This window comes from Roseovarius sp. PS-C2 (assembly GCF_018862045.1).
Classification (GTDB): domain Bacteria; phylum Pseudomonadota; class Alphaproteobacteria; order Rhodobacterales; family Rhodobacteraceae; genus Roseovarius.
On sequence record NZ_JAHKSQ010000015.1, the window covers coordinates 1 to 24,630 of the forward strand.

Sequence of the window (24,630 nt, forward strand, 5' to 3'; positions counted from 1 at the left end):
CTCAGAGGCCGCAAAGAAAAAGAGAAAGGAGACGCCTGCATTGACCACAACATGACCGCTGAGACATAAACAAGGGTGGGTCAGTTCTCGGTGAAAATACCGGGTCACTTCTCAGCAGAAATCAACAGTCTGGAGCGCCCAGAGGACGAGCGCCAGACCCCACATGAACGTCATGATGCCGGCGCTGGCAGCGACGAAACCGAACCGGACACGGGTAGTGTCGTGATCGGTGTGTTTGAGCACAGACGACACCTTGATGGACAGCACCGGCAGCACGCAGGGCATCACATTCAGGATCAATCCGCCCAGCAGCGCGATCGCGGCAATCCAGATCAGTTCCATCATGTCCGGTGTCGTGGCGGCCAGTTCAAAGGGTGGTGCTATTCCTTGCGCCACGCGATCCGCGATGATCGTGAAGGCCCGGTTCTCGCCGTCGGTGACGGTAATCGACGGAGCCACTGTCACATCCGTATTCGACGAGAGGATCGGCAAGCGCGCCCAAAGCAAACGATCCTCTTCTCCCAAACGGATATCGGGTTTGCCAAGCGCAACACCCATACCCAGTTCGGGAAACACATCCGGCGACTGGAGTGGTTCATCGACGCGAAGGCTGACGATCAACTCCGTGAGGTCTTCGTCGATGAAGGCATTTGCCTCGCTGACGCCGCTCGTCTCGGCCCCTTCGGGGACGCGCTCGGAAAACGTACCGATCAGCCCAGCCGAAGTGCTGTCGATGACGTTGCCCCGTCCGAGGCGAAGTGACAGGTCAAACTCTTCCGGGACACAGACATTGGAGCACACCAGCAGTTTGACCTGCGCGGAAAGAGTCACAGGTGCGCCGGGATCTTTGAGCGTTATGCGCAGCGGAAAGACGACTTCACCCGCATAACCAAAATTTTCGATGCCGAAGGCGGTGAAGCGCGTCGGGGCGGGCCACATGAATTCGACATCTGCGACGTTTTCGGAACCGCTCCATTCGACCGAAGGCGGTATTCCCACCTCGCCCGCCGACCGCCAATAGGTCTTCCAGTTTTCGTTCAGTTGAAGGTGAAGCCCGGCTGACAGAGTCTGTGTGTTCTCGGGAACGCCGTCCTGTACACTAATGAGATGCGCGGTGAGTGGCGCGCTCTGGTATTCAGCAGAGGTTGCTGCCGCGACACTTCCAGAGACAACGGCCAGGAGCACGAAGGGAATAAGCAAAACCCGTCGCAGGATCAAAAGGCAATCGATCAAGATACCTGCTTCCTTCCCATATTTTCCGCAGATTTCGCCAGGACGGCGGAAATTGCGTCAAAGTCCACCTGTGGCAAAACCCTGACGACCGTCCGCACAGACAATTCGCGCAACGCCAGTCGCAGAAGATGAAAGGGTTCGACACCCATCCGGCAGAAGGTCTGACGCTTGCTTCGTGGACACGATAGCGCCGCGATCCGAGCAGTCTTCAAGACTTCCTGCACATCCCCCAAGCATGAAACCCGACAACAGCAACGCGCCTACGCGTACCTTCCCGCGCACATCACGGCCTGTCGCGGACCACGACTGGAATCGCGGAGGTTATGGGCTCGGTCGTTTCCTCGATAGTATCCTTTGCCTTGTCGGAATGGCACGATTTTCCCATGAACTTGTGCATCACGAGATGCGCCCCAACGCACAGCAGGAGCGGGGCGAAAGCCGCTGCATTGCCCCACATGCCCGCCAATGTGCCGCCGGCAAGAAAAAACCCCGCAACGGGCAGCAGCATGACGACGCAACACGCCATCATACCATAATGCATGAGCCTGTCCGTGATCGGCTTTTTTCTGTGGCTGTGGTGGTCCATGACACCCTCTTTGTCTCGTTCCCGGCGTCATTTGCGACCCTCCAGCAGGGTAAGGTCAAGGATACAAATGGATACACTTCTCGCGGCCTTGTCAGGTTGCCTGATGCCGGGTCTCCCGTAAAAGACATGTACAAACCGTAGGCTAGGAGTGTGTCATGACGACATCGCGAAACAACAAGATCAATCGACGAAGCCTGTTGGGGTATGCGGCTGTCGCTTTGGTTGCACCAAGCGTGGTTCGAGCCGAAACCATTCGCCGCAACATTTCTTCTTTCCGAGTTCATGACTGGCAAGATCACTTCGACGCACTCGGAAAGGGGATCATCATCTCCGATACCGTGACGAAGGCGCTCCAGCATTGGACATCAGATGGCGAAATGCGGATCTACCCAACGTCCGTTCCGCTGACCGACGAACTCACCAAACGCGGTTACACCGAAGTGGTGGAAAAACGCAAAAACCCCAGCTGGGCGCCAACGCCCTCCATGCGGGAACGCAATCCGGAATGGCCGGCTCGTGTCGAGGGGGGTGATCCGGACAACCCCTTGGGTACTCGCGCACTGTACCTGTCGTGGCAGTACTACCGTATTCACGGGACACAGGATACGCGCAAGATCGGCCGCCGGTCGTCAAACGGCTGCATCGGTTTGTTCAACGAACAGATCGAGGAAGTCTACGAGCGAGCGCCTGTCGGCACTCAAGTCAAACTCATCTGACCCAACGGGCAAGACGGAAGATACAGGCATGGACAAATTAACTGCGCTGATTGGTGCCGTTTTTGTTATCGGCGGGGGTTTTGCCGTTTGGCAGTTCGTTGGAGCCGAAGATTTAGCGGTTGGCCACTCCATGACGCCACCTGACACAAGCGAGATTGCCGAAGGCGATCCGATCGTCCAGGTCCAGCTGCCTGACGCACTCTCGCAGCAGGCGGCGCTTGGGAAGAACATATTCGAGGCAAAATGTTCCGAGTGTCACGGCGAAAATGCCGCCGGTCGCAACGGTGTTGCGCCGCCTCTCGTGCACAAGATCTACGAACCGAGCCACCATTCGGACATGGCTTTTGTTCTGGCAGCTCAAAACGGCGTCCGTGCACATCACTGGAATTTCGGTAATATGCCTAAGATCGAGGGATTGACCCAAGGAGACGTCAAGATGGTGGCCGCCTATGTCCGCGAATTGCAGCGGGCCAACGGGATCAACTGATGCGTTGGTCGAAGACGAACCGATGGATTCTGTCGGCCGTTTTCGGCCTTTTCCTTGTAGTTCTCGGGGTGCCAGAGGCGCCGGTATATCATGGTGAAACGTCGTTGGGGCAGGAATACCATGGTCACGAAGACGCAGGGCCATCGACCGAGGCCTCTGGCCACTGCCATCCAGGCCTCGATTGTTCTGTCCCGGCAGCGTTATTGCTTCAGCCGAACATGGCGTACGAGCCTTCTTTTCTGAAAGCCGTCATGCAAGACGGCGCGATCCAACGAACCGAATTGCGCCCGATCAGCGATCCTCCACCGCCCCGACGGTGGGTCTGATTTCACATCGCTCGAAAAGCAGACCCAAAGAAGGATCGAAGACATGAAAAAGACGACTATCGTAGCGGCAGTGTTGATTGCAGGTACTGCGGTCACGGCATTCGCGCATAGCGGTGCCACCGGCATCGTGAAAGAGCGCATGGATGCCATGCTTGCAATGGGGAAGGCGGTCAAGACCGTGGCCCCGATGATGCGGGGCGAAACGGCCTATGACGCAGAAACAGTGCGCGATGCCGCGCGCCTGTTCCAGCAGCACGCCGGTGAGAGCATGACAAAGCTGTTCCCAGAGGGCACAGGGGGCATGCCCTCGGAAGCCAAGGACGAGGTGTGGACCGACTGGGAGCGCTTCGCGGCATTGGCAAGTCAGCTGGAAGAATACTCTGAGGGCCTGGAACGCGCAGCCGACAATGGATTGGGCGGCATGAGCGGCAATACCTCCATGGATGGCGCCTCGATGATGGGCGGCGGGTCAATGATGGGAGGCGATACAACCATGATGGGCGGGAGCACGATGATGGGCCGAGGCGACATGATGGATGCGGCCGCCATTGCCGAAATGCCCGCCGACGCAGCATTCGCGATGACGACCCAGGTCTGTTCCGCATGCCATGAACGCTTCCGGGCGGAAGAAGACTGACCATGCGCCGGTTCTTGACACTCGTCAGCGGGGCCGCCGTGCTGGGCGCGGCCAGCCTCGGCGTCGTGATTGCATGGCCTGTCGGCAGTGCAGTGACTCCGATTGCAATAGAGGGCAATGTCGACCGGGGCGCATATCTGGCGCGCGCCAGTGGGTGCATTGCCTGTCATACCAATTTTGAAGCGGGCGGCGCACCACTTGCCGGAGGGGCGCCGCTCGAAACCCCGTTCGGAACGTTCTACCCGCCCAACCTGACGACAGACCCGGAACATGGCATGGGCGAATGGACGGCAGAACAGTTCGCAAAAGCCGTGCGGCAAGGCATCGGCCCCGATGGAACGCCGTACTATCCGTCTTTCCCGTACACCTTCTATGCGGATTTTTCTGATCAGGATATCGCTGACCTCTGGGCGGCGTTTCAAACCGTGCCGCCCGTGGACGAGCCTGCACCAGAAAATGATGTCAGCTTCCCATTCGACCAACGATGGGGGCTGAAGCTCTGGCGAGCGGCGTTCTTCTACGATCCGGATACCGAACCGATTGAAGGGCGAAGCGACGCATGGAATCGAGGACGGGAATTGGTGCGCGGTGCGGCACATTGCGGAGCCTGCCATACGCCGCGCAATCTTGCGGGAGGCCGCGATATCGGTGCTTCCTTTGCAGGCAACGCCCAGCTTCCCGGTGGCAGCAAGGCCCCCGCGATACGGCCAAAAGACCTGGTCAAAAATGACTGGACGGTTTCAAACCTCGCTTATGCGCTCCAGACCGGCATCACCCCTTCGGGCGATGCTTTCGGCGGCAGCATGGCGGAAGTGGTTCGCGAGGGAACTCGGTTTCTGACACCTGCCGATCGCGAAGCGATGGCGCTTTTCCTGCTGAACAAGGACACGGTCGAGGCGGAGAACCCCGCGTCGAACTAACACCACGCGGGGGCAACACGCCCCCGCTTTCTCGAGGATCGAAATGAGACAAACACGTCGGGATTTCTTGCGCCATGCAACACTGGCGGCCTGCGCGGCGGCCATCCCGCAGTCGGCTTTTGCCGCGACCCCGTTCGAGGACCTGATTGCCAAGGTTGCACGTCGACAGCTTCTTCCGGACACCTACCCGGAAACAGAGATCTGGGGCTATGACGGCCTCGTTCCGGCCCCGGAAATCAGGGTCACACAAGGCGATCGGGTGCGTCGCAGGTTTCGCAACGAGGTACCCGATCCCAGTTCGGTTCACTGGCACGGAATCCGGATCGACAACGCGATGGATGGCGTTTCAGGGCTGACCCAAGAGGCCGTAGCGCCGGGTGGAACCTTTGACTACGACTTCGTCGTACCGGACGCGGGCACCTATTGGTATCACGCGCATAATCGCTCATACGAGCAAGTCGCGCGTGGTCTGCGCGGTGCCTTGATCGTCGAAGAGGTCGATGGACCGGACATCGACCGCGAGGAAGTCATCGTTCTGGAGGACTGGTTGCTCGACCCTGAGAGCGGGCAGCTGTTCGACAATTTCGAACAGCCCATGATGATGAGCCACGGTGGACGTACCGGCAACTTTATCACGACCAACGGGCGCTATGACCTGACCTTGCCCGCGCAGCGCAACGAGCGCATTCGCTTGCGGATCATCAACGCAGCAAGCGCTCGAATTTTCCCGCTGAGGCTCTCTGGATTCAGTGGCTGGACGGTGGCCGTGGATGGAATGCCAACCGGCCAACCCCAGTCGGTTGACGGCGAGTTGATCCTCGGCCCGGCACAGCGCGTCGACTTAATTGTGGATGTGACCGAAGACGAAGGCGGCACCGCCCAATTGCTTCGCATCGGCGATGATGATCAACTGACCCCGTTGGTGAGTTTTCTGGTCAACGGCACAGCCAGTTCAGTACCAAGAGGCAAGCCACTGCCGTTGCCGCCGAACCCCGCGGCACACGCCCCGGACCTTGCCGATGCGCGTGATTTGCGACTGGTCATGTCCGGCGGGGCAATGGGGCGAATGCAGTCCGCATTGCTTGGCGGGGAACGTCTTGGATTCCGTCAGCTTGCCCAAGCGGGCAAATTCTGGGCCCTGAATGATGTCGCCGAAATGACCTACACGCCACTGGCCGATCTATCCCTGAACGAGCCGGTGCGCCTGAAGATCGAGAACCAGACCGTTTTCCCACATGCGATGCACCTGCACGGGATGCATTTCCGCGAGCTGCGCCCCGACGGCGCGTTCGGGCCGATGCGGGACACGATCCTGTTGGCCGGCAACGAGTCCCGGGAGATCGCCTTTACGGCAGACAATCCCGGCAAGTGGCTGTTCCATTGCCACATGCTCAGCCACGCCGCATCTGGCATGACAACCTGGATACGGGTCACATGAGATATCTCGTTTGGTCCCTTCCGATCACTGTCGCAGCAGCCGCCTTCACGTATTGGCTCTCGACCAGTGCATCCTCGGATGTCGGCAGCGCGTCCAGGGCGGAGAGCTACGACATCGAAGAAGGCGCGTTGCTCTACGCAGAAAACTGCGCGTCTTGTCATGGCGCGGATCTGGAAGGCCAGCCGGAATGGCGAACGCCGGGCGCGGATGGGCGCCTGCCAGCACCACCGCATGATGAGACGGGTCACACCTGGCATCATCCTGACAGCCTGCTCTTCGATTACACAAAACTGGGGGGTGCAACGCTTCTGGCGCGTCAGGGCGTCGAATTCGACAGTGGCATGCCCGGTTTCGCAGACGTGCTGACCGACCAGCGAATTCACAACATCCTGGCCTTCATCCGGTCCACCTGGCCAGATCGCATCCGCGAAGTCCAGGCCGCGCGGACAGAAGCCGACGAACAACGGGGAGAGAACTAAAATGCGTTTCAGACAAGCCTTCACGACGGTCGCGATAGCTGCCTTGCTTCCGCTACCGGCACTCGCCGACGAACTGTCAGAGTCCCGGGTCAAGGAACTTGTGCTGGAAGCAATCCGCGAGAACCCGGAGATTGTCATGGAGGCCGTCGCCATCCTTGAACAAAGGCAGGCGCAAGCGCAGGAGCTCAGTCAGGCCCAAGTTCTGAATGACCAGCGCGATCTGATCGAGAACGATCCGAATGCGCCGGTTCTCGGCAACGCGGAAGGGGACGTCACCGTTGTGGAATTTTTCGACTACAACTGTCCTTATTGTCGGCGGGTCAAACCCGAGGTGCGGGCTTTGATCGAAGACGATCCAAACATTCGCCTCGTCTATCGTGAATGGCCCATTCTCGGAGACGGATCGGTGTTCGCCGCGAAAGCGGCCTTGGCAGCGCGCAAGCAGGACAAATACGAAGAGTTTCACTGGGCGATGATGGGGCTGGAAGGCCGCGCGGAAGAGGCCTCCGTGCTGCGCGTTGCCGAGGAGATCGGCCTGGATATCGCACAGTTGCGCAAGGACATGGAGGCCCCCGAGGTCGAAGAGCACATTGCGACATCCATGCAACTGACCCAAGCTCTGGGCTTTAACGGCACGCCGTCTTTCGTGATCGGTGACGCGCTGGTCCCGGGCTTCGTCGAAAAGGCGCAGCTTGTCGACTTGGTCGAGGAAGCCCGCAAAGTCGAAGACTGAAATTCTGTGCCCGGACCGCCCTTGGGTGGTCCAGGCACTGCATCAAGCGGCCGCAGGTTCCACGTTGTAGCCCGCATCCCGAATGATCGCTAGGACTTGATCGGCTGGTAACACGCTGGCGACACGCACATGTCGGGCAGAAAGGTCACATTCTACGCCTGCATTCGGATCTGCGCTCTTCACCGCGCTTTCGATTGCTGCGGTGCAATGTCCACAGCTCATGTCCGGAACGCTGAACTTCATCGGAACCACTCCTTGATCTGATTTCTGTCGGTGACATGGGGCTTCCCCCCGCTGGAAGGTCAAGTGAAGAAATTTATTTGGCGCCCTCCCATTGACCCTCCAGTAACTGGAAGCCTCATATTCCACTTCGAATGGAAAAACAGGTGACACATATGCCCGAACCCAAACAGATCAGCCTGCCGATCGAAGGCATGTCATGTGCGTCCTGCGTTGGCAGGGTCGACCGCGCATTGAATGCAATCGACGGCGTAGAGGATGTGTCGGTGAATCTTGCATCCGAAACCGCGCGTATGAGCGTGGACGCGCTCAAGCGCGTTCCCGACATCATCGAAACCCTTCGCGAGCTGGGCTACCCCGCGCGGACGGCCAAGGCCGAACTCACGATTGCAGCCATGTCCTGTGCCTCTTGCGTCGGGCGGGTCGACAAGGCGCTTTCCGCGGTGCCCGGAGTGGTCGAGGTGAACGTCAACCTCGCCTCCGAGACGGCGACGGTGGTTTACGTCGAAGGTCTTGTCACGACATCCGATCTGGTAAATGCAAGCGGCGCGGCAGGGTATCCAGCAACCGTGGCAACGGCCCAAGCCGGTGACGACAGGGTTGCGCGCAAGGAGGAAGAGGCTCAGGCGCTTGCCAAACGGGTCACCTTTGCAGCCATCCTCGCCTTGCCGGTCTTTTTGATCGAGATGGGTGGCCACGTCATTCCGGCCGTTCATATGCTTATCGAGACCACGATTGGTCAGCAGACGAGTTGGCTTCTTCAATTCGTTCTCACGACAATCGTTCTCTTCGGCCCGGGCCGGACGTTTTACACCAAGGGTTTCCCGGCCCTATTCCGGGGCGCGCCCGACATGAACAGCCTCGTCGCGGTCGGCACCGGGGCGGCTTACTTCTATTCCGTAGTTGCGACATTCATACCATCGGCCTTGCCTGACACGCTGCGCTCTGTCTACTTCGAGGCGGCAGCGGTCATCGTCGTCCTCATCTTGCTGGGGCGTTTTCTTGAAGCGCGCGCTAAGGGGAGAACGGGCGCGGCCATCCAGAAGCTGCTGGGGCTTCAGGCGCGGACCGCGCGTGTGGTGCGGGACGGTGAAAACGTCGAGATCGAGATCGATGCGCTGGTTCAGGGTGACATCGTCATCGTGCGTCCCGGCGAACGCATCGCGGTCGATGGTGAGGTCATCGAGGGGACCAGCCGCGTCGACGAAAGCATGCTGACAGGCGAGCCGATCCCCGCTGAAAAGAGTGCCGGAGATCCGGTGACCGGCGGGACGGTCAACGGCGCTGGAAGTCTGCAATTCCGCGCCACAAGGGTCGGCGCCGACACAACCCTGGCGCAGATCATTCGCATGGTCGAAGAGGCCCAGGGCGCCAAGCTGCCGATCCAGGGATTGGTCGACCGGATCACCTTGTGGTTCGTACCTGCCGTCATGGCGATCGCGGCGGCGACCGTGCTGGTCTGGCTGGTTTTCGGGCCTGATCCGGCCCTGACAATGGCGCTGATCGCCGGTGTGTCGGTGCTGATCATCGCGTGCCCCTGCGCGATGGGGCTTGCGACGCCGACCTCGATCATGGTCGGGACGGGACGTGCTGCGGAAATGGGTGTCCTGTTCCGCAAGGGCGACGCCTTGCAGCTACTTGATTCCGTTGATGTGGTCGCCCTCGACAAGACAGGCACGGTGACCGAGGGGCGACCCGCACTGACTGACCTTGTGCTGGCGGAAGGGTTCGATCGTTCAACAACGCTCTCGAAGATCGCCGCCGTGGAGTCGCTCTCCGAGCATCCTGTCGCGGACGCCATCGTCCGCGCCGCCCGGGCCGACGGCGCCCCGCTTGTGGGGGCCGAAGGTTTCCAGTCGGTCACCGGTTACGGCGTGCGCGCCTTGGTCGAAGGCGCGGAGGTGTTGGTTGGGGCCGACCGCTACATGACGCGGGAAGGCATTGACATCTCGGCATTGGCACCAGAGGAAACGAAGATCGCGAGCAAGGGTCGGACGGCGCTTTACGCTGCCATAGATGGACGTATCGCCGCCGTGATCGGCGTCGCCGATCCGGTCAAACCGGCAAGCCGCGCAGCCATCGCAGCGCTGCACGAAAAGGGTCTTGCGGTTGCGATGATCACCGGGGACAAACGCGAAACCGCCGAAGCCATCGCCCGCGAAACCGGCATCGACCATGTCGTCGCCGGCGTTCTGCCAGACGGCAAGGTCGCGGCGCTCAACAGTTTGCGCGAGGGCGGCAAGCGCATCGCCTTTGTCGGCGACGGGATCAACGACGCCCCGGCGCTGGCGCATGCCGATGTGGGCATCGCCATTGGAACCGGCACCGATGTGGCCATCGAATCTGCGGATGTCGTCCTGATGTCGGGCGATTTGCGCGGCGTGGTGAACGCCTTCGAAGTATCGCGGCGGACCATGCGCAACATCCGGCAGAACCTGTTCTGGGCCTTTGCCTACAACGTGGCACTTATTCCGGTCGCTGCCGGGGTGCTCTATCCGGCCTTTGGGTTGCTCCTGTCACCAATCCTTGCGGCGGGTGCGATGGCGTTGTCCTCGGTGTTTGTCCTGACCAATGCCCTGCGGCTGCGGCGCATCGCGCCTGCGATGGACGAGCAGCGCGCAATCCCGGCAGAGATGGCAGCCGCCACTCCTGCTCCAGCAGAATAACGGAGGTCCGACATGAACATCGGAGACGTTGCCCGACAATCGGGTGTGCCCGCCAAGACGATCCGCTACTACGAGGACATCGGTCTGATCCGCCCGAACCGTAGCGAGAACGGCTATCGCGCGTTCACCGAGAACCACGTTCACAAGCTGGCGTTTCTGGGTCGCGCACGGGCCTTGGGGTTCACCATCGAAGATTGCAGGACGCTCCTGTCGCTCTACGAGGATGAAAACCGCGAAAGCATGCAAGTGAAGGCGGTTGCGGAAGACCATCTGCGCCAGATCGAGGAAAAGATCGCGAAACTGCAATCCATGCGCGCGACGCTCGCCGAACTGGTGGAAAAATGTGCCGGGGATCACCGGCCCGACTGCCCCATCATCGAGGATCTGTCGCCGGAGCGGTTGGCCAAGTGACAGGCAAGAAGGGGCTGTACCTCAGAACCAGATCGCGCGGACCGGCATCCAGATACCCATGAAGATCATCATCAGGTTTTCCGTCAGCGAAATGAACCCCAGCGGGACGGAACTGTCACCGCCGACGCAGGCGCATTTCAGCTCTCTCTTGTCGATATAAACAGCCTTGAACACGCTGACAGCGCCTACCGTGCCGATAAACAGGGCGACAGGCGCCGAGAGCCACAGCAGCGCGCCGGCAGTCATCAGGACACCTGCCAACGCTTCGCCGAACGGGTAGACCTTGCCGTATCGCACCCATTTGCGCGCCAGCAGATCGTAGTTGAGGAACATCGTCGAAAACCCTTCGACATCCTGCAATTTCTGGATCGCGAGAATGGTCATGGACAGCGAAATGAACCATTCGAACCCCCGCAAGGTAAGGACCGACCCGTACTGGTGCCAAGACAGGCCCAATGCCAACAGCGCGGCAACGGAAAAGATCGCGATGACCGGCTGGTAGGTCGTGTCGCTTTGCTCTTCCTCGGGTGGGTCAATGTCGAAAAACACCCTGAGATCATCGTAACCGCCGATCCGTTCGTCCCCGATGAAAGTCTGCGGCGTCGTCTCGACCCCGTGCTTCTCCATGAAAGCATCGGTGTCTTCACGGGTGTCAAGCGGATGGTCTTCCACCTCGAAGCCTTGCCGCTCCAGCAGGTCTTTCGATTTCAGACCGTAGGGGCAGACATGGCCCGGCATGACCATGCGATAAAGCTGCGCGGATTTACTGTCTGTGTCGCGGGGCATGTCCTTTCCTCCTTATCCGCTGCACGTAAGTTGACCACGGAACCCGGCTTCGTAGTCGGTTCCCGCGCTGACGATCAGATCGGTCAGGTCACCGTTCGTCTCTGCGATCTCGGCCGACAGCGGGCCTTCAGAAAATGCATTTTCGCCCTGCGCATTCAGGCGCACCAGATCACCGCTGATCTTCATTGCGGCGGCAGACCCTTCGCCGGTTTCACCAGTCACCAGTACAGCCGGACTGTCCGAGGTGTAAGCAAAGCGGCAATTTCCGCCATTCGGGAACACCGCAGCGATTTCGTCTTCCGTCAGAAACTCAGGATCGACCTTCGACACGACCTCCGTTTGAAGCGCCTGTTGCGCATCCACAACCTGCGCCGGCGTTTCGCTTCGCGTGGCCGATGCTTCGCCGTTTGCTCCAATGTCAGCAATAAGGTAGCGCATTTCGGCGATTTCCTTGTCCTGCGCATAGATAATGTCGTCTGCGAGCCCCCGGACGCGCGGGTCGGTGATCTCGGCACGAGTCGACGTCATGATGGCGATCGAGTGGTGCGGGATCATGGCGCGCATGTAGGACCTGTCCTGCACCGTGAATTGCCCGCGAACCAGCCAGAGGCTCGCCGCGAAAAGGACTATTGCGCCAACGAAAATCGCGATGTTGGCTTTGGTGTTCTGATACATGGACAACATGTACGCCAACATGATCACGGCCATGGTCGCCCCCATCAGGATGGCCATGTAAAGGCGTGTCTCCGAAAAGAAGATATGGCCCCAAAGATAGGTGTTCAGGTACATCAGAACGAACATGACCACGGTCGATGTTCCGATCATCATAAAGAATCGTGAGTAGTGCATTTCCAGTCACCTCCTTGCAGTTCTCTGTAAAACAACAACATTCCAGCGCTGGAGAGTTCCAAAAGCACGAATTTTCGTAGTTTCAAGGCAACAAAGGCGCGTCGTTTGCCCCGGTTCACGGCTTCTTTTCTTTGCCCCTGACGCGCACTGAATTTTCATGGGTCCGAGGAGATCGCGCCATGCAGAATTTCACGAGACGAGAATTGATTTGTGCCGGAGCGATGGGTTGCTTTCTGCCCACAACTGCCTGGGCCCACAAAGTCAAATTGCCCGAACGGTTCGAACCACAATTGGTAAACACCCGTCGTGGTGACTGGGTTAAAGGCGATGTCCACGTCGTTCCCGACGATTTTTTCCTTTATTTCATGCTCGAGGACGGGATGGCGATCCGCTACGGGGTCGGGGTAGGGCGCAAAGGTTTGTACGAACCCGGAGAGTTCACGGTAGCGCGCAAGGCCAAATGGCCATGGTGGCGGCCAACGAACGCCATGATCCGGCGCGAGCCACGCAAATACGCAAAGTACAAGGATGGACTGAAAGGCGGGCCAAACAACCCGCTCGGGGCCCGCGCGCTCTATCTCTACGATGCCGAGGGACGCGATACCTATCTTCGCATTCATGGAACGAACGCCCCGGAGACAATTGGGTCTGCCGTGTCGAATGGATGCGCGCGGTTGACGAATGAACATGTGAAGGATCTGTACGAACGCGTTGAAATCGGCGCCCGCGTCTTCCTGTATCCCAAAGTGACAACGGCGTGAGGAGTGTTCTGTCGCCTTGAAGTTCCTCTTCCGGAAATGGCACAAGTGCGGCAGTTGGCGAAAGCCAGTCTATCATTCATGAGGTGACGGAATTGTCTTTGAGCCGGAGGTCTTTCCTTGGCGGGATGACCGTTGCGCTGGCTGGTACCCGCTTGCCAGCAGCGACACACGAGTTGATCCTCGCGCCCCAATCGATCAAGGCGCACCTTGCTGGGTACGACGTGTCGATGTTGGGCTTCAACGGTGGTCTGCCGGGCCCAGAAGTCAGAATGCGACAAGGACAAACCGCCCGCATTACCCTCGATAACCGATTGGAGGAGGGCGCTCTCGTTCACTGGCATGGGTTGCGGGTTCCAAATCGGATGGATGGTGTCAACGTCCTCACTCAGGATGTGGTCATTCCGGGCGACTCGTATCGTTATCAATTCGGCGTCCCGGATGCCGGCACGTATTGGTATCACTCGCATTACCTGTCTTACGATCAGGTCAGCCGCGGTCTTTTCGGCGCCTTCATCGTCGAGGAGCAAAATGCGCCGGCTGTCGACCATGACATCGTTGTTCAGTTCTTCGATGTCTTGCTGGATCAGTCCGGGCAGTACGACGAAGCGTTCAACCCGGCCCATTTCGCAACCGAGGGCCGTATCGGCAATACGGTCACGGCACTTGTTTTCAATGGAACCGGCAAGACTGTGAAACGAGGCGACCGTCTGCGACTGCGTCTCATAAATCCCTCTATCGACAGGGTGTACCGTGTCGGCCTGGATGGTTTGATAGGCAAGATCGTTGCACTGGATGGCATGCCTCTGGCGCATCCTCGGACGCTCGAACCGATCCTTCTCGCTCCGGGGCAAAGATGCGATGTGATTGGTGATGCGACCGGGCCTATTAGATTCGACGACAGCTTTGGAGAACAGACGTTGAGCCTTGGCGAAATCGCTGTTTCCGGTTCCCGTGAGCCCGCGAAAGCGCCCATCACCGCATTGCCCGCCAACCGAATGCCCGCCCCGAAAGACCCCGGCCAAACCGCGGAGCTGGTGCTCCAGGGAGGTGCGGGAAGCGCGTCCCACAACGGCACAGGGACATGGGCGCTCAATGACGTATCCGGCCTGCCTCGAAGGCCTTTCCTATCCGCCGCGCAGGGGACGACCGCGCGCATTTCGATCCGCAACGAAACCGGGTTCCCACACGTCATGCATCTGCATGGCCACCATTTCTGGGAACTCGATGCGGCGGGTGAAGCCGGTCCATACCGGGACTCGACCTATCTGGATACCGGCGAGACGCGGGATATTCTCGTCGTCCTGGACAATCCGGGATCGTGGATGCTGCATTGCCACATGTTGAGCCACCAGGCCGACGGTATGGCAACGTGGATCAGAGTCGGCTGAGGGTCGAGACGGATACATACCGTTACAAATCTCTGAATGATAACAGGCCTTTCGCCGTCTACGTAACCTGACAAGCGAGAAACAGGTCCATCGACTGCCAATGGGAGCGTTCATTGACCCTGACACCAAAATCTCTCGGCATGACTGCGGCGGCAGGATCAGCCGCCTTGCTGTTGGGGGCCTTCGTTTTCCAGGCTCTTGGGTACGCGCCGTGCGCAATGTGCATCTGGCAACGCTACCCACACGCAATCGCCATTGGAATGGGCGCTCTGTTGCTCTTTGCTCTGCCGATTTTGCCAATCCTGATAATCGGTGCCCTGTCGGCACTCAGCACATCCGCGTTGGGAGTGTTTCATACCGGTGTCGAGCGCGGCTGGTGGGAGGGACCGACTTCTTGCACGGGATCCGGCCTCGATGTTTCCCAAATGTCGGTATCGGAATTGCTGCCCTCTGCCAGTTCAAATGCGTCCAATCTTGTTCTGTGCAGTGAGGTTGTCTGGGAATTTCTGACGTTGTCCATGGCGAGTTGGAACGCGATCCTAAGCGGTGTCCTTGCTTGCCTCTGGTTGGTCGCGATCGCAAGACATCAAAAGGTTCGGTGGCATGGGGTCGCGGACGTTTCTTGAATCGTCCCGCATTCATCGAAAACAAACAAAGGGCTTCGCTTCATGGTTACAAGACGACACTTCCTTGCACTTTCCGGCTCGCTGTTTTCAGCTTCTCTGAGTTCGCCAGCATTCGCTAAGACCTGGCCGACGAAAGCCGAAAAAGCGGCTTGGGATGCGCAGATCACGCCCGCCAACTATGACCCGGCAACAACCAACCCATGGGGGCTGCATCCCAGGCTGCTGCCGCAACGCGTTTTGGCGAATGACGGTTTGCGCCCGGGTGACATTCACGTCGATGCGATCGCGCGCTATCTGTACCATATCGAGGAAGGTGGCACCGCGATGCGATACGGGGTGGCGATTGCCAAGGGCGATCTCTATGAACCCGGCACCTATACGATCCGCCGAAAGGTCGAATGGCCGCACTGGACGCCAACGCAGTCAATGATCGAACGCGATCCGGAGGCTTACGAGCGGTTTGCCGACGGTATGGAGCCCGGCCCCAACAATGCCTTGGGCAGCAGGGCTTTGTATCTATTCGTCGGAGATCGGGATACGTACCTTCGAATTCACGGAACGCCGAGCCCTCGCAGCATTGGCGGCCGGGCCAGTTCGGGATGCGTGCGCATGGTGATGGCCCACATCAATGATCTCTATCCGAATGTCGCTGTCGGATCGACGGCGTTCCTTTACTCGGCCGAAGACAGCGTTACCGCTCGAAGCTAACCTATTGCATCTTTGGCTCACACGCCGAGGACTGCGTCGTGCAGGGACATCTTCCAATGAATTGTTGGACGAACACTCACGGCTGTGTCGCAAGTGAACTTTCGAACTGTGCGATCGCTACGGATTTATCGTCCTCATCGTTCTCGAACAGCTTTCTGGTTCGCACACCCGGCAACTTGCCAAAATCCGCCATCAGGCGCTTTGGAAAAAATGTGCGTCCAATGGATTCAAATCCTGGTAATTGTCTGAGTACCGCGGAGGTACTGGCACTACAAAAACCGGAAGCGGCTGGGCCGCTGGCAATTGCAAGCTGTAAGGCCTGCTCCGCGACTTCGGGAGACACATCGATCTCTTGTATGACGACATGGTAGGTCTCCCGAGCATGAGCCCGCGCATAAAAATCGGCCACTTGTGGAGTAATGCCATAAAGCACATCTCCCCGTTCCGGTACCGCGCTCAGCCGGACCGTTCCTGCCGGATCGAAGATAACACGCTGCGACCCATTAATCATGACGCTGGTATGCGCACCCGCCCCGGACCTGTTATTGATCATGGTGTACAGCGTCAGCGCGGCCGGTCCGTCGTGACGGTAGGATGCACTACTGATGACTTCGGCTGAAGCATCAGGGCGCATGTCGTTTCCTGCACCGCACCCCGCCAAAATTACCAAGGTTAGAACTGAGAAAATGCGGTTCAAAAAGAGCACCCTGCAGCCTCCTGCCATGGGTTGAATAATTGAATTTTCGGGATATTCAGGTCCTCTACCACTCTCGACACCAACTCTTCCGGATTTCACGTCCACCGAAACACGGGTTCGGTGTCGGTTGGTACGCGACTCCTCGACAGGTTTTTCTCTGGATATCGCAAGTCTCAGATTAAGTGGAGCGTTCGCCCCGAATTGATTTGTCGCAATTTGTAACAGACCCCGCCTTTGTGACCTCGCGATACAAAACACCGGCTCGCGTGGCATTCCGCATCTGCAGGTGCATCCCATATGGTGGCTATCGTAACACTGACACGAGGTGATCGACATGAAACGCAATACTCTACTCGCTGCAATGACTCTGGCTGCAACCGCCTTTGGTGGCGTCGCCTTGGCGGATGCCAACCATGGGCACAGTGGTCAACCTGGTGCCCAAAGTGGGGCAGGCATGATGCAGAACGGTGGTCCGGGCATGATGGGGAACATGGGCGGAATGATGGACATGATGCAGCGCATGCACGGAAACATGATGGGCGCAGGCATGGGCAGTGGTATGATGGGCGCAGGCATGGCTGGCGGCATGATGCAAATGTTCGACACCGATGGAGACGGCACAACGACGCCGGAAGAAATGCGCACGCAGCTGCAGGCCAAGCTTTCCGAGTTTGACAGCGACGGGGATGGAAACCTCTCGATTACCGAGTTTGAAGCTCTCCACAGCGCGATGATCCGCGAAATGATGGTGGATCGTTTTCAACACCTCGATGCCGATGGCGACGGCGCGGTGACGCCGGAAGAGATGGCCGCTCCGGCCGATAGGATGGAGCGGATGCAGATGATGCGGTCGAACATGGCAGATGCGCCTGCGCGGCCGGGCAACGGTCAGGGCATGGGCAACGGCTCCATGATGCAGGACAACTGAGCCAACGGGTGCCGGTTTTTTCCGGCACCCGTCCTCAAAACGCCAAAACCGTTCTCGGCCGGGACATTGAACCGAACCGCGACCTGAACCGTTTAGCCTCGTTATGCCAAAAAATAGAGACACGGAAAGGAAAATTCCCATGGCCTATACCTATGATCGCGTCCTGAAAGACACCAATATCGATGACGCAGAGATGCGTGTTCGGGATGCTTTGGCAGACAAGGGCTTCGGCGTTCTGACTGAGATTGACGTCAAAGCGACGATGAAAAAGAAACTTGATGCGGACATGCCGCCTTACCGCATTCTCGGGGCCTGTAATCCGGGCATGGCGCACAAAGCCATCGAGATCGAGCCTCGCATCGGTGCGATGCTTCCCTGCAATGTCATCCTGCGGCAAGTGGACGGCGACACCGAGGTCAGCGCGGTCGATCCTGTCGCTTCGATGCAGGCGGTGCAGAACCAAGACCTGGACGCGGTCGCCGGCGAAGTCCGCGATCTACTCCGGGACGCCCTCGACGCCGCGTGATGGCGGGATGGGCGTTGGATGCCCTGTCGCAGATCGAGCGCCTTTAGCGGTGCTCGATCAATGCCATCTAATCCCCACGTAAATTCCTGATGAGGAACTCACCCAGTGCTGCCAGCGGGATTGCCATTTCCGGATATTGGAACCGACCTCATCTCCTTCGACATCGGGGGGGTCACATTCGCACTCCGCTGGTACGCGCTAGCCTATATCTTCGGTATCCTGATTGGCTGGCGCATTTGTTTGAGTGCGATAAGCCGTCCCGCGCTCTGGACATCAGTTGGACCGCCGCTTGACCGGACGCAGATCGAAGATCTTCTGACGTGGATCATCATCGGCGTGATTGCTGGTGGTCGCCTAGGCTTTGTACTGTTCTACCAGCCTGCATATTATCTCGCAAATCCCTTGGAAATTCTGATGGTCTGGCAAGGCGGCATGTCCTTCCACGGGGGGTTCGCGGGCGTTGTCATCGCTGCCTTGCTGTTCTGCCTTCGACAGAACGCGTCTTTGCTCAGCACTGGCGACTTGCTGGCTTTGGCGGCACCGCCAGGCTTGTTTCTTGGGAGGCTGGCGAACTTCACCAACAATGAGTTGTGGGGGCGGCCGACGGACGTTCCCTGGGCGGTGATCTTTCCCGGCGAAGTCGCGCAGGCCTGCCCAGGGATTAGTGGCCTCTGCGCCCGACACCCGTCCCAGCTGTACGAGGCGCTATTGGAGGGGCTCATTCTTGGAATGCTGCTCATTTATCTCGCTTGGGGCCGGGGCTGGCTGAAAATGCCCGGTGCCTTGGCTGGCGTGTTTCTGACCGGCTATGGTCTTGACCGAAGTTTCGTCGAGATGTTCCGGCAACCGGACCAACAATTTGTGACGGCGGACAACCCGATCGGCCATGCGCTTCATTTTGGTGAGTGGGGTTTGACCATGGGCCAGTTGCTCTCCATGCCAATGGCGCTGGTCGGGCTGGCGTTGATCGTGTTCGCCCGGCGGGAACGGGGCCGGACAGCGCCACCCCGCAGAGCCGCAATGTAATCGCCGTACTGATCTCTCTTGACCCTCCCGCGGATGGAAGCCCTAGGCAAGAGAAGCATTCTCGGAAAGGACCGCAAAATGAGCACTCCCGACAGTTCTGAAACCACAGCAGCTTCTTCGGTATTCGTTTGCCCCATGCACCCTGAGGTGCGGCAGGACGAGCCCGGCAATTGTCCGAAATGCGGGATGCACCTCGTGCCGGAATCGGAGCTCGAGGTCCATTCAGCACATGATCATCACGAACACCACGCGGGTGCCACGCCGGCCGATGGCCGATATGATCTGGTTCCTACAGGACATGATGGTCCCATTTTCACCTGCCCGATGCACCCTCAGGTGCGGCAGCCTGATCCGGGCGCGTGTCCGATCTGTGGTATGGGATTGGAACTGGAATCCGGTGTGCCGGGCGATGAAGGTCCAAATCCCGAACTGGTGGATTTCACACGGCGGTTCTGGGTCGGCACAGTCCTGACGATCCCGCTCCTTGTCCTCACGATGGGGCCATTCGTCGGTTTCCCCGCAGTCCGGACTTTTTTTGGCGAAAGCACCACACAATGGATCGAATTGATCCTGGCAACGCCAGTGGTCTTGTGGTGCGGCTGGCCGTTTCTGGAACGCGGATGGATTTCGTTCCGCACATTGAACCTCAACATGTTCTCCCTGATCGGCATGGGCGTTCTTGCCGCCTGGCTCTTCAGCGTCGTTGCCGTTCTCGCACCGGACATATTCCCTGATGGGTTCCGAGACTCCGAAGGCCATGTCGGCGTCTATTTCGAGGCGGCGGCGGTGATCGTGACGCTGGTGCTGCTCGGCCAGGTGATGGAACTACGCGCCCGCGAGGGGACCGGCAAGGCGATCCGCGCGCTTCTCGACATGGCGGCAAAGACCGCGCGGGTCATCCGGGACGACGGATCCGAGGAGGAAATCCCGCTGGAGGACGTGCAAGTCGGGGACCGGCTGCGCGTGCGGCCCGGTGACAAGGTGCCGGTCGATGGCGTGGTTCTGGACGGCCGGTCCTCGGTCGACGAAAGCATGATCTCCGGTGAACCCGTGCCGGTCGAGAAGACCGAGGGCGACCCGCTGACCGGCGCGACGATCAATGGCACCGGCAGTCTGGTGATGGAGGCGACGCGTGTCGGGTCCGACACGATGCTGGCTCAAATTGTCGAGATGGTGTCGAACGCGCAGCGCTCGCGCGCCCCGATCCAGAAATACGCCGACAAGGTGGCGGGATATTTCGTTCCGGCCGTCATCGGTATCGCGGTCCTGTCCTTCATCGCCTGGGCGATCTGGGGGCCCGCGCCTGCGCTTTCCTACGCATTGATTTCGGCGGTGGCGGTTCTGATCATCGCCTGTCCTTGTGCGCTTGGCCTGGCGACACCGATGTCGATCATGACAGCGACAGGACGGGGCGCTCAGGCAGGGGTGCTGATCAAGAACGCCGAGGCGCTGGAGCGGTTCGAGAAAGTCGATACCCTGATCGTCGACAAGACCGGCACGTTGACCGAAGGCAAGCCGCGGCTTGTCGACGTACTCCCGCAACCCGGCCACGACGAAGCCGAGGTCTTGCGTCTCGCCGCATCGCTTGAGCGCGGATCGGAGCACCCCTTGGCCGAAGCGATCGTCAGGGGTGCGGAGGAGCGAGATGTCAAAATGGACGAGGCACGGGACTTCGAGGCGGTCACTGGCAAGGGCGTCAAGGGGGTCGTTGACGGCAAAGCGGTCGCGCTCGGCAATTTGGCGATGATCCGCGAATTGGGGCTCGAGGCGGGCGCGTTGACCGCCAAGGCCAATGCCCGCCGCGACGAAGGCGAGACGGTCATGTTCGTTGTGCTGGATGGCGAGATCGCCGGTCTAGTTGCTGTCGCCGACCCAGTGAAGGAGACCACGCCAGAAGCCATCGAGGATCTGCATGAACTGGGGTTCCGCGTCATCATGGCGACCGGCGACAACGAACGCACGGCCAAGGCCATCGGCACGCGGCTCGGAATCGATGAGATCCGGGCCGACGTGCTGCCGGAGGACAAGGCGCGGATCATCCTTGAGTTGCAAGAGGCGGGCCACAAGGTCGCCATGGCCGGGGATGGCGTCAACGACGCCCCCGCGCTCGCGCAGGCCGATGTCGGCATCGCCATGGGCACCGGCGCCGATGTGGCCATCGAAAGCGCGGGCGTCACGCTGGTCAAGGGCAACCTTGATGGTATCGTGCGTGCGCGGCGGCTCGCCCGGGCCACGATGCGCAACATCCGCCAGAACCTGTTCTTCGCGCTGATCTACAACGCCTCCGGCGTGCCGGTCGCGGCGGGAGTTCTGTTTCCCTTCTTTGGCATCCTCATCAGTCCGATGTTTGCTGCCTTCGCCATGAGCGCGTCGTCAATCTCGGTGGTGCTCAATTCGCTGCGCCTTCGCGGCGTTCGTATCTAGAAGCGCGCAACAGCGTTCGGATGAACCAAAATTAAAAGGGGGCCATTTATGCAGAGCGAAAAAGAAACGTACCGCGAAAATTCCATCAGTCTGGGCGGAGCCGTTGCGATGGGGACAGGCGTGATGATCGGCGCTGGAATCTTTGCGTTGACGGGGCAAATCGCGCAGCTCGCCGGCCCGCTTTTCCCGCTTGCATTCATCGCCGGCGCGGTCGTCACAAGCTTCAGCGCCTACAGCTACATCAGGATGTCGAACAAATGGCCGTCCTCGGGTGGCATCGCCATGATCCTGCAGAAATGCTATGGCCCCGGAGCCATCGCGGGCGGGGCCGCACTGCTGATGGCGCTCAGCATGGTGATCGCGGAAAGCCTCGTCGCGCGAACCTTCGCCACCTATGTCCTGCGCCCTTTCGATATCGAAGGTGGCCCATTGGTCCCCGCTCTGGCTGTGGCCGTGATCGTTTTCGCCTTTTTGGTGAACATGGCCGGAAACCGCTCGGTCGGGCTGTTCTCGTTGATCATGGCCGCGATCAAGATCGGAGGCATAGCTCTGTTTGGCATCGCGGCCCTGTGGTCCAGTGGTTTTGCGTTCGCCGCGGCGTCCGAGACCTCACAATCCTACGGGCTCACGGGGTTCATCGCCTCTACGGCGCTGGCCATCCTTGCGTTCAAGGGATTCACCACGATCACCAACAGCGGAGCCGAGATCACTGAACCAAATCGCAATGTTGGCCGAGCGATCATGTTCTCTATCGGAATCTGCGTCGTCGTCTACCTGTTGGTCGCCTACGGGGTCGGTTCGAGTCTCACGATCGAGGAGATCATCTCAGCGCGTGACTATTCGCTGGCACAAGCGGCACAGCCCGCCCTTGGACAAACCGGCTTCATACTCACGGTGATCCTGGCCGCTGTCGCAACGGCGTCCGGCGTTCTGGCCAGCGTCTTCGCGGTGTCGCGTATGCTGGCGATGCTGACCGACATGGAAATGATCCCGCACAGCCACTTCGGTATGCCAGGTCCCATCCAACGCCACACCCTGGTCTATACTGTCGTCATCGCCGCGACGTTGGCCGTGCTCTTTGATTTAGGCCGGATCGCATCCCTCGGTGCTTTCTTTTACCTCGTCATGGACATGATCATACATTGGGGCGTGTTCCGCTATCGTCGAGCAGACGTCGGCGCCTTCGGTATCGTGCTTTTGACTGCCCTGGCGCTCGATGCGATAGTACTGGCAGCTTTCACCGTGATGAAGCTTCAAAGCGACCCGATGATCGTTCTCTACGCCGCTGTCGGGATGATCGCTGTGTTCGCCTTCGAGCGCGTTTACTTGTCGCAATGGGTGGCACCGCAAGTCGCCCCCGCCCCCGCCCACGCCCACGGTGATTAGCCTGCCATCACCTGGCCTGAAGAGATGCGATGCCTTGTGCGCCGATCGTGATCAGCCCGACCGACAAGGCAAACGCAGCCAGGGCAAGCAGCATCACGCCCGTGTTCATGGGCAAGCGACGTACAACCGGTCCAAGAAATTCCGACCGCCCGAAAGCCGAGACGTAGAGCGGCAACGCGCTTATCATAGTCGCATAGAGGTAAACGCCGGAGATGTTCTCGAAAAACGCCGAACGCGCAAGAGTCGGGGATACAACCGCCAAAGCGGTTGAACGATTGCCGCCGAATGACCCGAACCAGTCGGCAGATAGAACGTATATCAGCACGTGGAGACCTGGAAAGAGAAGGGCTCTGAGCAAGACATCGACCAGCACGAAAAACGCCGTGTCTCTTGAGCCCGCCTTTGGTTGCTTTGTCATAGCGAAAAGGAAAAAACTGACATAGTTGACGGCAAAAACCACGGGCAAACCGTTGGTCGCAACCTGCCTTAGAAAGCGCATGAGTGCCGGTCCGCCGGCAGCAAGAGCCGGAGCAAAGCCCGGAGCCAGTAAGACGTAGAACAACAGGACCGGCAGTAATGCAGCGAAGCTGAACAGCAGGACATTTCTAACAAACTGAGCCGCGGGCATACTGATAGAGAAAAATCTATCCATTGAAATAGCCTGCCATGTGGGCACCACTAGGTCGATGATACGGGGCGTTGTTGCACAAGTCTGACGCCTCAGGATTCCCTTCGCGAACCCATGCTGTTAGCCGCATTCCATGAGCAACCCATCTCCCGCCCGCTATCGTACGACCAACTGGTCCAGCTACAACGCATCGCTGCGCAAGCGGGGGTCCCTGCTGATCTGGGTCGACGAAGACATCACTTGGCGCGCGCCCTCACCGCCGCCCTCCTAGCCGGCACGATATCATTTCTGTCCCCCTGCGTGCTACCTCTTGTGCCAGGTTATGTCTCCTACGTAACCGGGCGCACAGCCGCTGAGGGCGGGGTGGTCGGCGCTTCGCCGTCGCGCGCGGTCTGGCTGAGCCTGTGTTTTGTCCTCGGCTTCTCCACCATCTTCATGGGACTTGGCGCATCCGCGACTGCAATGGGTCAGGCCCTGCTTCGGTGGCGGTATGAACTCAACCTCGTTGGGGGCGGCATCATCATTTTCTTCGGGCTCTTCATGATAGGAGCCGCGCGTGTTTCGGTCATGGAACGCGACTTCCGATTCAATCTCAACATCCCCGGGGGCCAACCCGCTGCGTCCTATGTCCTCGGTCTTGCCTTCGGTTTCGGCTGGACTCCGTGCATCGGCCCGATCCTCGGCGCGATCCTGACAGCCAGTGCGGCGAGTGCCACGATGGGCGAAGGTATCATGCTGCTTGCCGTCTATTCCGCCGGCCTTGGAATACCGTTTCTGATCGTGGCCGGATTCACCGACCAGATCGCGGGACGGTTGCGGGCCATCGGCCGGGTTGGCCGCCGCCTCCACCAGCTTGCGGGCATAGTGATGATCTTGATGGGGCTGGCGATGATGACAGGGCAGTTGAGCGCGCTGTCATACTGGATGCTCGACGTATTTCCGGTTCTGGGACGGATCGGATAGCTCCATTAGTAGCAGCGTCTATTGATAACAGAAAATTTTCTTGAACCTCTAGTAGCTTTAGG

Annotated in this window: 26 protein-coding genes and 1 pseudogene; 20 read left to right on the forward strand and 7 right to left on the reverse strand. The window is 59.3% G+C overall.

What is annotated here, in order from left to right; translation table 11 throughout:
- Positions 1–111: 111 nt before the first annotated feature.
- Positions 112–1,233 carry a protein-disulfide reductase DsbD domain-containing protein gene (locus KPG71_RS18400; RefSeq protein WP_253196374.1) on the reverse strand — a complete coding sequence of 374 codons (1,122 nt, stop codon included), beginning with the start codon at positions 1,231–1,233 and terminating at the stop codon, positions 112–114.
- Positions 1,234–1,516: 283 nt separating this feature from the next.
- On the reverse strand, positions 1,517–1,819 hold the full coding sequence (locus KPG71_RS18405; RefSeq protein ID WP_043754567.1) for a DUF2933 domain-containing protein: 303 nt from the start codon (positions 1,817–1,819) through the stop codon (positions 1,517–1,519).
- 155 nt (positions 1,820–1,974) lie between these two features.
- Here KPG71_RS18405 and KPG71_RS18410 point away from each other — a divergent pair, with 155 nt between their 5' ends.
- From KPG71_RS18410 to KPG71_RS18440, 7 genes are all read left to right on the forward strand, one after another.
- Positions 1,975–2,535: a L,D-transpeptidase gene (locus KPG71_RS18410; protein WP_216340051.1), complete on the forward strand. Its 561-nt coding sequence runs from the start codon at positions 1,975–1,977 to the stop codon at positions 2,533–2,535.
- A 28-nt stretch (positions 2,536–2,563) separates the two neighbouring features.
- Positions 2,564–3,022, forward strand: a complete 459-nt coding sequence (locus KPG71_RS18415) for a cytochrome c (RefSeq protein ID WP_007803401.1) — start codon at positions 2,564–2,566, stop codon at positions 3,020–3,022.
- Between the two features lie 369 nt (positions 3,023–3,391).
- Positions 3,392–3,985 carry a cytochrome c gene (locus KPG71_RS18420; RefSeq protein ID WP_007803403.1) on the forward strand — a complete coding sequence of 198 codons (594 nt, stop codon included), beginning with the start codon at positions 3,392–3,394 and terminating at the stop codon, positions 3,983–3,985.
- 2 nt (positions 3,986–3,987) lie between these two features.
- Positions 3,988–4,905, forward strand: a complete 918-nt coding sequence (locus KPG71_RS18425) for a cytochrome c (protein WP_007803405.1) — start codon at positions 3,988–3,990, stop codon at positions 4,903–4,905.
- Positions 4,906–4,948: 43 nt separating this feature from the next.
- Positions 4,949–6,343 carry a multicopper oxidase family protein gene (locus KPG71_RS18430; RefSeq protein ID WP_007803406.1) on the forward strand — a complete coding sequence of 465 codons (1,395 nt, stop codon included), beginning with the start codon at positions 4,949–4,951 and terminating at the stop codon, positions 6,341–6,343.
- The gene (locus KPG71_RS18435) at positions 6,340–6,822 is read left to right on the forward strand and encodes a cytochrome c (protein WP_050686139.1); all 483 of its coding nucleotides are present in this window, start codon (positions 6,340–6,342) and stop codon (positions 6,820–6,822) included. Before KPG71_RS18430 ends, KPG71_RS18435 begins: the two co-directional genes overlap by 4 nt.
- Position 6,823: 1 nt before the next feature.
- Complete coding sequence (locus tag KPG71_RS18440) at positions 6,824–7,555, forward strand: DsbA family protein (protein ID WP_040182558.1); 732 nt, start codon at positions 6,824–6,826, stop codon at positions 7,553–7,555.
- A gap of 42 nt (positions 7,556–7,597) precedes the next feature.
- On the opposite strand, the gene KPG71_RS18445 is transcribed toward KPG71_RS18440, so the two are convergent.
- Positions 7,598–7,798 carry a heavy-metal-associated domain-containing protein gene (locus tag KPG71_RS18445; RefSeq protein WP_058239067.1) on the reverse strand — a complete coding sequence of 67 codons (201 nt, stop codon included), beginning with the start codon at positions 7,796–7,798 and terminating at the stop codon, positions 7,598–7,600.
- Between the two features lie 152 nt (positions 7,799–7,950).
- Between KPG71_RS18445 and KPG71_RS18450 the strand changes: the two genes are divergently transcribed.
- Together KPG71_RS18450 and cueR are read left to right on the forward strand one after the other, a co-directional pair.
- Entirely contained in the window at positions 7,951–10,461 is a 2,511-nt protein-coding gene (locus KPG71_RS18450; RefSeq protein WP_216340053.1) for a heavy metal translocating P-type ATPase, read from the forward strand.
- A gap of 12 nt (positions 10,462–10,473) precedes the next feature.
- Entirely contained in the window at positions 10,474–10,872 is a 399-nt protein-coding gene (cueR, locus tag KPG71_RS18455) for a Cu(I)-responsive transcriptional regulator (protein WP_038008399.1), read from the forward strand.
- A 21-nt stretch (positions 10,873–10,893) separates the two neighbouring features.
- Here cueR and KPG71_RS18460 read toward each other — a convergent pair whose 3' ends face one another.
- Both KPG71_RS18460 and KPG71_RS18465 read right to left on the reverse strand, forming a co-directional pair.
- Entirely contained in the window at positions 10,894–11,658 is a 765-nt protein-coding gene (locus KPG71_RS18460) for a MauE/DoxX family redox-associated membrane protein (RefSeq protein WP_012187037.1), read from the reverse strand.
- 12 nt (positions 11,659–11,670) lie between these two features.
- Entirely contained in the window at positions 11,671–12,459 is a 789-nt protein-coding gene (locus tag KPG71_RS18465; RefSeq protein WP_367397392.1) for a DUF305 domain-containing protein, read from the reverse strand.
- 227 nt (positions 12,460–12,686) lie between these two features.
- Here KPG71_RS18465 and KPG71_RS19790 point away from each other — a divergent pair, with 227 nt between their 5' ends.
- From KPG71_RS19790 to KPG71_RS18485, 4 genes are all read left to right on the forward strand, one after another.
- Complete coding sequence (locus KPG71_RS19790) at positions 12,687–13,268, forward strand: L,D-transpeptidase (protein WP_012187183.1); 582 nt, start codon at positions 12,687–12,689, stop codon at positions 13,266–13,268.
- Positions 13,269–13,393: 125 nt separating this feature from the next.
- Positions 13,394–14,656 carry a multicopper oxidase family protein gene (locus KPG71_RS18475; RefSeq protein WP_007803424.1) on the forward strand — a complete coding sequence of 421 codons (1,263 nt, stop codon included), beginning with the start codon at positions 13,394–13,396 and terminating at the stop codon, positions 14,654–14,656.
- 140 nt (positions 14,657–14,796) lie between these two features.
- Positions 14,797–15,282: a disulfide bond formation protein B gene (locus KPG71_RS18480; RefSeq protein ID WP_100931433.1), complete on the forward strand. Its 486-nt coding sequence runs from the start codon at positions 14,797–14,799 to the stop codon at positions 15,280–15,282.
- 42 nt (positions 15,283–15,324) lie between these two features.
- Positions 15,325–15,990 (forward strand): L,D-transpeptidase, encoded by a 666-nt coding sequence (locus KPG71_RS18485; protein ID WP_100931432.1) that lies wholly within the window; start codon positions 15,325–15,327, stop codon positions 15,988–15,990.
- 76 nt (positions 15,991–16,066) lie between these two features.
- On the opposite strand, the gene KPG71_RS18490 is transcribed toward KPG71_RS18485, so the two are convergent.
- Positions 16,067–16,624 (reverse strand): hypothetical protein, encoded by a 558-nt coding sequence (locus KPG71_RS18490; RefSeq protein ID WP_253196375.1) that lies wholly within the window; start codon positions 16,622–16,624, stop codon positions 16,067–16,069.
- 397 nt (positions 16,625–17,021) lie between these two features.
- Between KPG71_RS18490 and KPG71_RS18495 the strand changes: the two genes are divergently transcribed.
- The 5 genes from KPG71_RS18495 to KPG71_RS18515 all read left to right on the forward strand — a co-directional run bounded on the left by KPG71_RS18495 (position 17,022) and on the right by KPG71_RS18515 (position 22,977).
- Positions 17,022–17,615 (forward strand): EF-hand domain-containing protein, encoded by a 594-nt coding sequence (locus KPG71_RS18495; protein WP_223229252.1) that lies wholly within the window; start codon positions 17,022–17,024, stop codon positions 17,613–17,615.
- 139 nt (positions 17,616–17,754) lie between these two features.
- Complete coding sequence (locus tag KPG71_RS18500) at positions 17,755–18,141, forward strand: DUF302 domain-containing protein (RefSeq protein ID WP_050686143.1); 387 nt, start codon at positions 17,755–17,757, stop codon at positions 18,139–18,141.
- A 105-nt stretch (positions 18,142–18,246) separates the two neighbouring features.
- Complete coding sequence (lgt, locus tag KPG71_RS18505; protein WP_216340056.1) at positions 18,247–19,167, forward strand: prolipoprotein diacylglyceryl transferase; 921 nt, start codon at positions 18,247–18,249, stop codon at positions 19,165–19,167.
- Between the two features lie 78 nt (positions 19,168–19,245).
- Positions 19,246–21,591 (forward strand): copper-translocating P-type ATPase, encoded by a 2,346-nt coding sequence (locus tag KPG71_RS18510; RefSeq protein WP_012187177.1) that lies wholly within the window; start codon positions 19,246–19,248, stop codon positions 21,589–21,591.
- Between the two features lie 48 nt (positions 21,592–21,639).
- Positions 21,640–22,977 carry an APC family permease gene (locus tag KPG71_RS18515; protein ID WP_007803442.1) on the forward strand — a complete coding sequence of 446 codons (1,338 nt, stop codon included), beginning with the start codon at positions 21,640–21,642 and terminating at the stop codon, positions 22,975–22,977.
- 7 nt (positions 22,978–22,984) lie between these two features.
- On the opposite strand, the gene KPG71_RS18520 is transcribed toward KPG71_RS18515, so the two are convergent.
- Positions 22,985–23,629 (reverse strand): hypothetical protein, encoded by a 645-nt coding sequence (locus KPG71_RS18520; RefSeq protein ID WP_054540602.1) that lies wholly within the window; start codon positions 23,627–23,629, stop codon positions 22,985–22,987.
- Positions 23,630–23,738: 109 nt separating this feature from the next.
- Here KPG71_RS18520 and KPG71_RS18525 point away from each other — a divergent pair.
- A pseudogene (locus KPG71_RS18525) lies at positions 23,739–23,858 on the forward strand (IS5/IS1182 family transposase); the annotation flags it as partial.
- Positions 23,846–24,568, forward strand: a complete 723-nt coding sequence (locus tag KPG71_RS18530; RefSeq protein ID WP_007803446.1) for a cytochrome c biogenesis CcdA family protein — start codon at positions 23,846–23,848, stop codon at positions 24,566–24,568. The pseudogene KPG71_RS18525 and the gene KPG71_RS18530, both read left to right, overlap by 13 nt.
- The last annotated feature ends 62 nt before the right edge of the window (positions 24,569–24,630 follow it).

Coding starts and splice junctions, on each gene's coding strand:
- KPG71_RS18405 (WP_043754567.1), bottom strand. CDS start 1,819: ATGGACCACCACAGCCACAGAAAAAAGCCGATCACGGACAGGCTCATG.
- KPG71_RS18410 (WP_216340051.1), top strand. CDS start 1,975: ATGACGACATCGCGAAACAACAAGATCAATCGACGAAGCCTGTTGGGG.
- KPG71_RS18415 (WP_007803401.1), top strand. CDS start 2,564: ATGGACAAATTAACTGCGCTGATTGGTGCCGTTTTTGTTATCGGCGGG.
- KPG71_RS18420 (WP_007803403.1), top strand. CDS start 3,392: ATGAAAAAGACGACTATCGTAGCGGCAGTGTTGATTGCAGGTACTGCG.
- KPG71_RS18425 (WP_007803405.1), top strand. CDS start 3,988: ATGCGCCGGTTCTTGACACTCGTCAGCGGGGCCGCCGTGCTGGGCGCG.
- KPG71_RS18430 (WP_007803406.1), top strand. CDS start 4,949: ATGAGACAAACACGTCGGGATTTCTTGCGCCATGCAACACTGGCGGCC.
- KPG71_RS18435 (WP_050686139.1), top strand. CDS start 6,340: ATGAGATATCTCGTTTGGTCCCTTCCGATCACTGTCGCAGCAGCCGCC.
- KPG71_RS18440 (WP_040182558.1), top strand. CDS start 6,824: ATGCGTTTCAGACAAGCCTTCACGACGGTCGCGATAGCTGCCTTGCTT.
- KPG71_RS18445 (WP_058239067.1), bottom strand. CDS start 7,798: ATGAAGTTCAGCGTTCCGGACATGAGCTGTGGACATTGCACCGCAGCA.
- KPG71_RS18450 (WP_216340053.1), top strand. CDS start 7,951: ATGCCCGAACCCAAACAGATCAGCCTGCCGATCGAAGGCATGTCATGT.
- cueR (WP_038008399.1), top strand. CDS start 10,474: ATGAACATCGGAGACGTTGCCCGACAATCGGGTGTGCCCGCCAAGACG.
- KPG71_RS18460 (WP_012187037.1), bottom strand. CDS start 11,658: ATGCCCCGCGACACAGACAGTAAATCCGCGCAGCTTTATCGCATGGTC.
- KPG71_RS18465 (WP_367397392.1), bottom strand. CDS start 12,459: ATGTTCGTTCTGATGTACCTGAACACCTATCTTTGGGGCCATATCTTC.
- KPG71_RS19790 (WP_012187183.1), top strand. CDS start 12,687: ATGCAGAATTTCACGAGACGAGAATTGATTTGTGCCGGAGCGATGGGT.
- KPG71_RS18475 (WP_007803424.1), top strand. CDS start 13,394: ATGACCGTTGCGCTGGCTGGTACCCGCTTGCCAGCAGCGACACACGAG.
- KPG71_RS18480 (WP_100931433.1), top strand. CDS start 14,797: ATGACTGCGGCGGCAGGATCAGCCGCCTTGCTGTTGGGGGCCTTCGTT.
- KPG71_RS18485 (WP_100931432.1), top strand. CDS start 15,325: ATGGTTACAAGACGACACTTCCTTGCACTTTCCGGCTCGCTGTTTTCA.
- KPG71_RS18490 (WP_253196375.1), bottom strand. CDS start 16,624: ATGCGCCCTGATGCTTCAGCCGAAGTCATCAGTAGTGCATCCTACCGT.
- KPG71_RS18495 (WP_223229252.1), top strand. CDS start 17,022: ATGAAACGCAATACTCTACTCGCTGCAATGACTCTGGCTGCAACCGCC.
- KPG71_RS18500 (WP_050686143.1), top strand. CDS start 17,755: ATGGCCTATACCTATGATCGCGTCCTGAAAGACACCAATATCGATGAC.
- KPG71_RS18510 (WP_012187177.1), top strand. CDS start 19,246: ATGAGCACTCCCGACAGTTCTGAAACCACAGCAGCTTCTTCGGTATTC.
- KPG71_RS18515 (WP_007803442.1), top strand. CDS start 21,640: ATGCAGAGCGAAAAAGAAACGTACCGCGAAAATTCCATCAGTCTGGGC.
- KPG71_RS18520 (WP_054540602.1), bottom strand. CDS start 23,629: ATGGATAGATTTTTCTCTATCAGTATGCCCGCGGCTCAGTTTGTTAGA.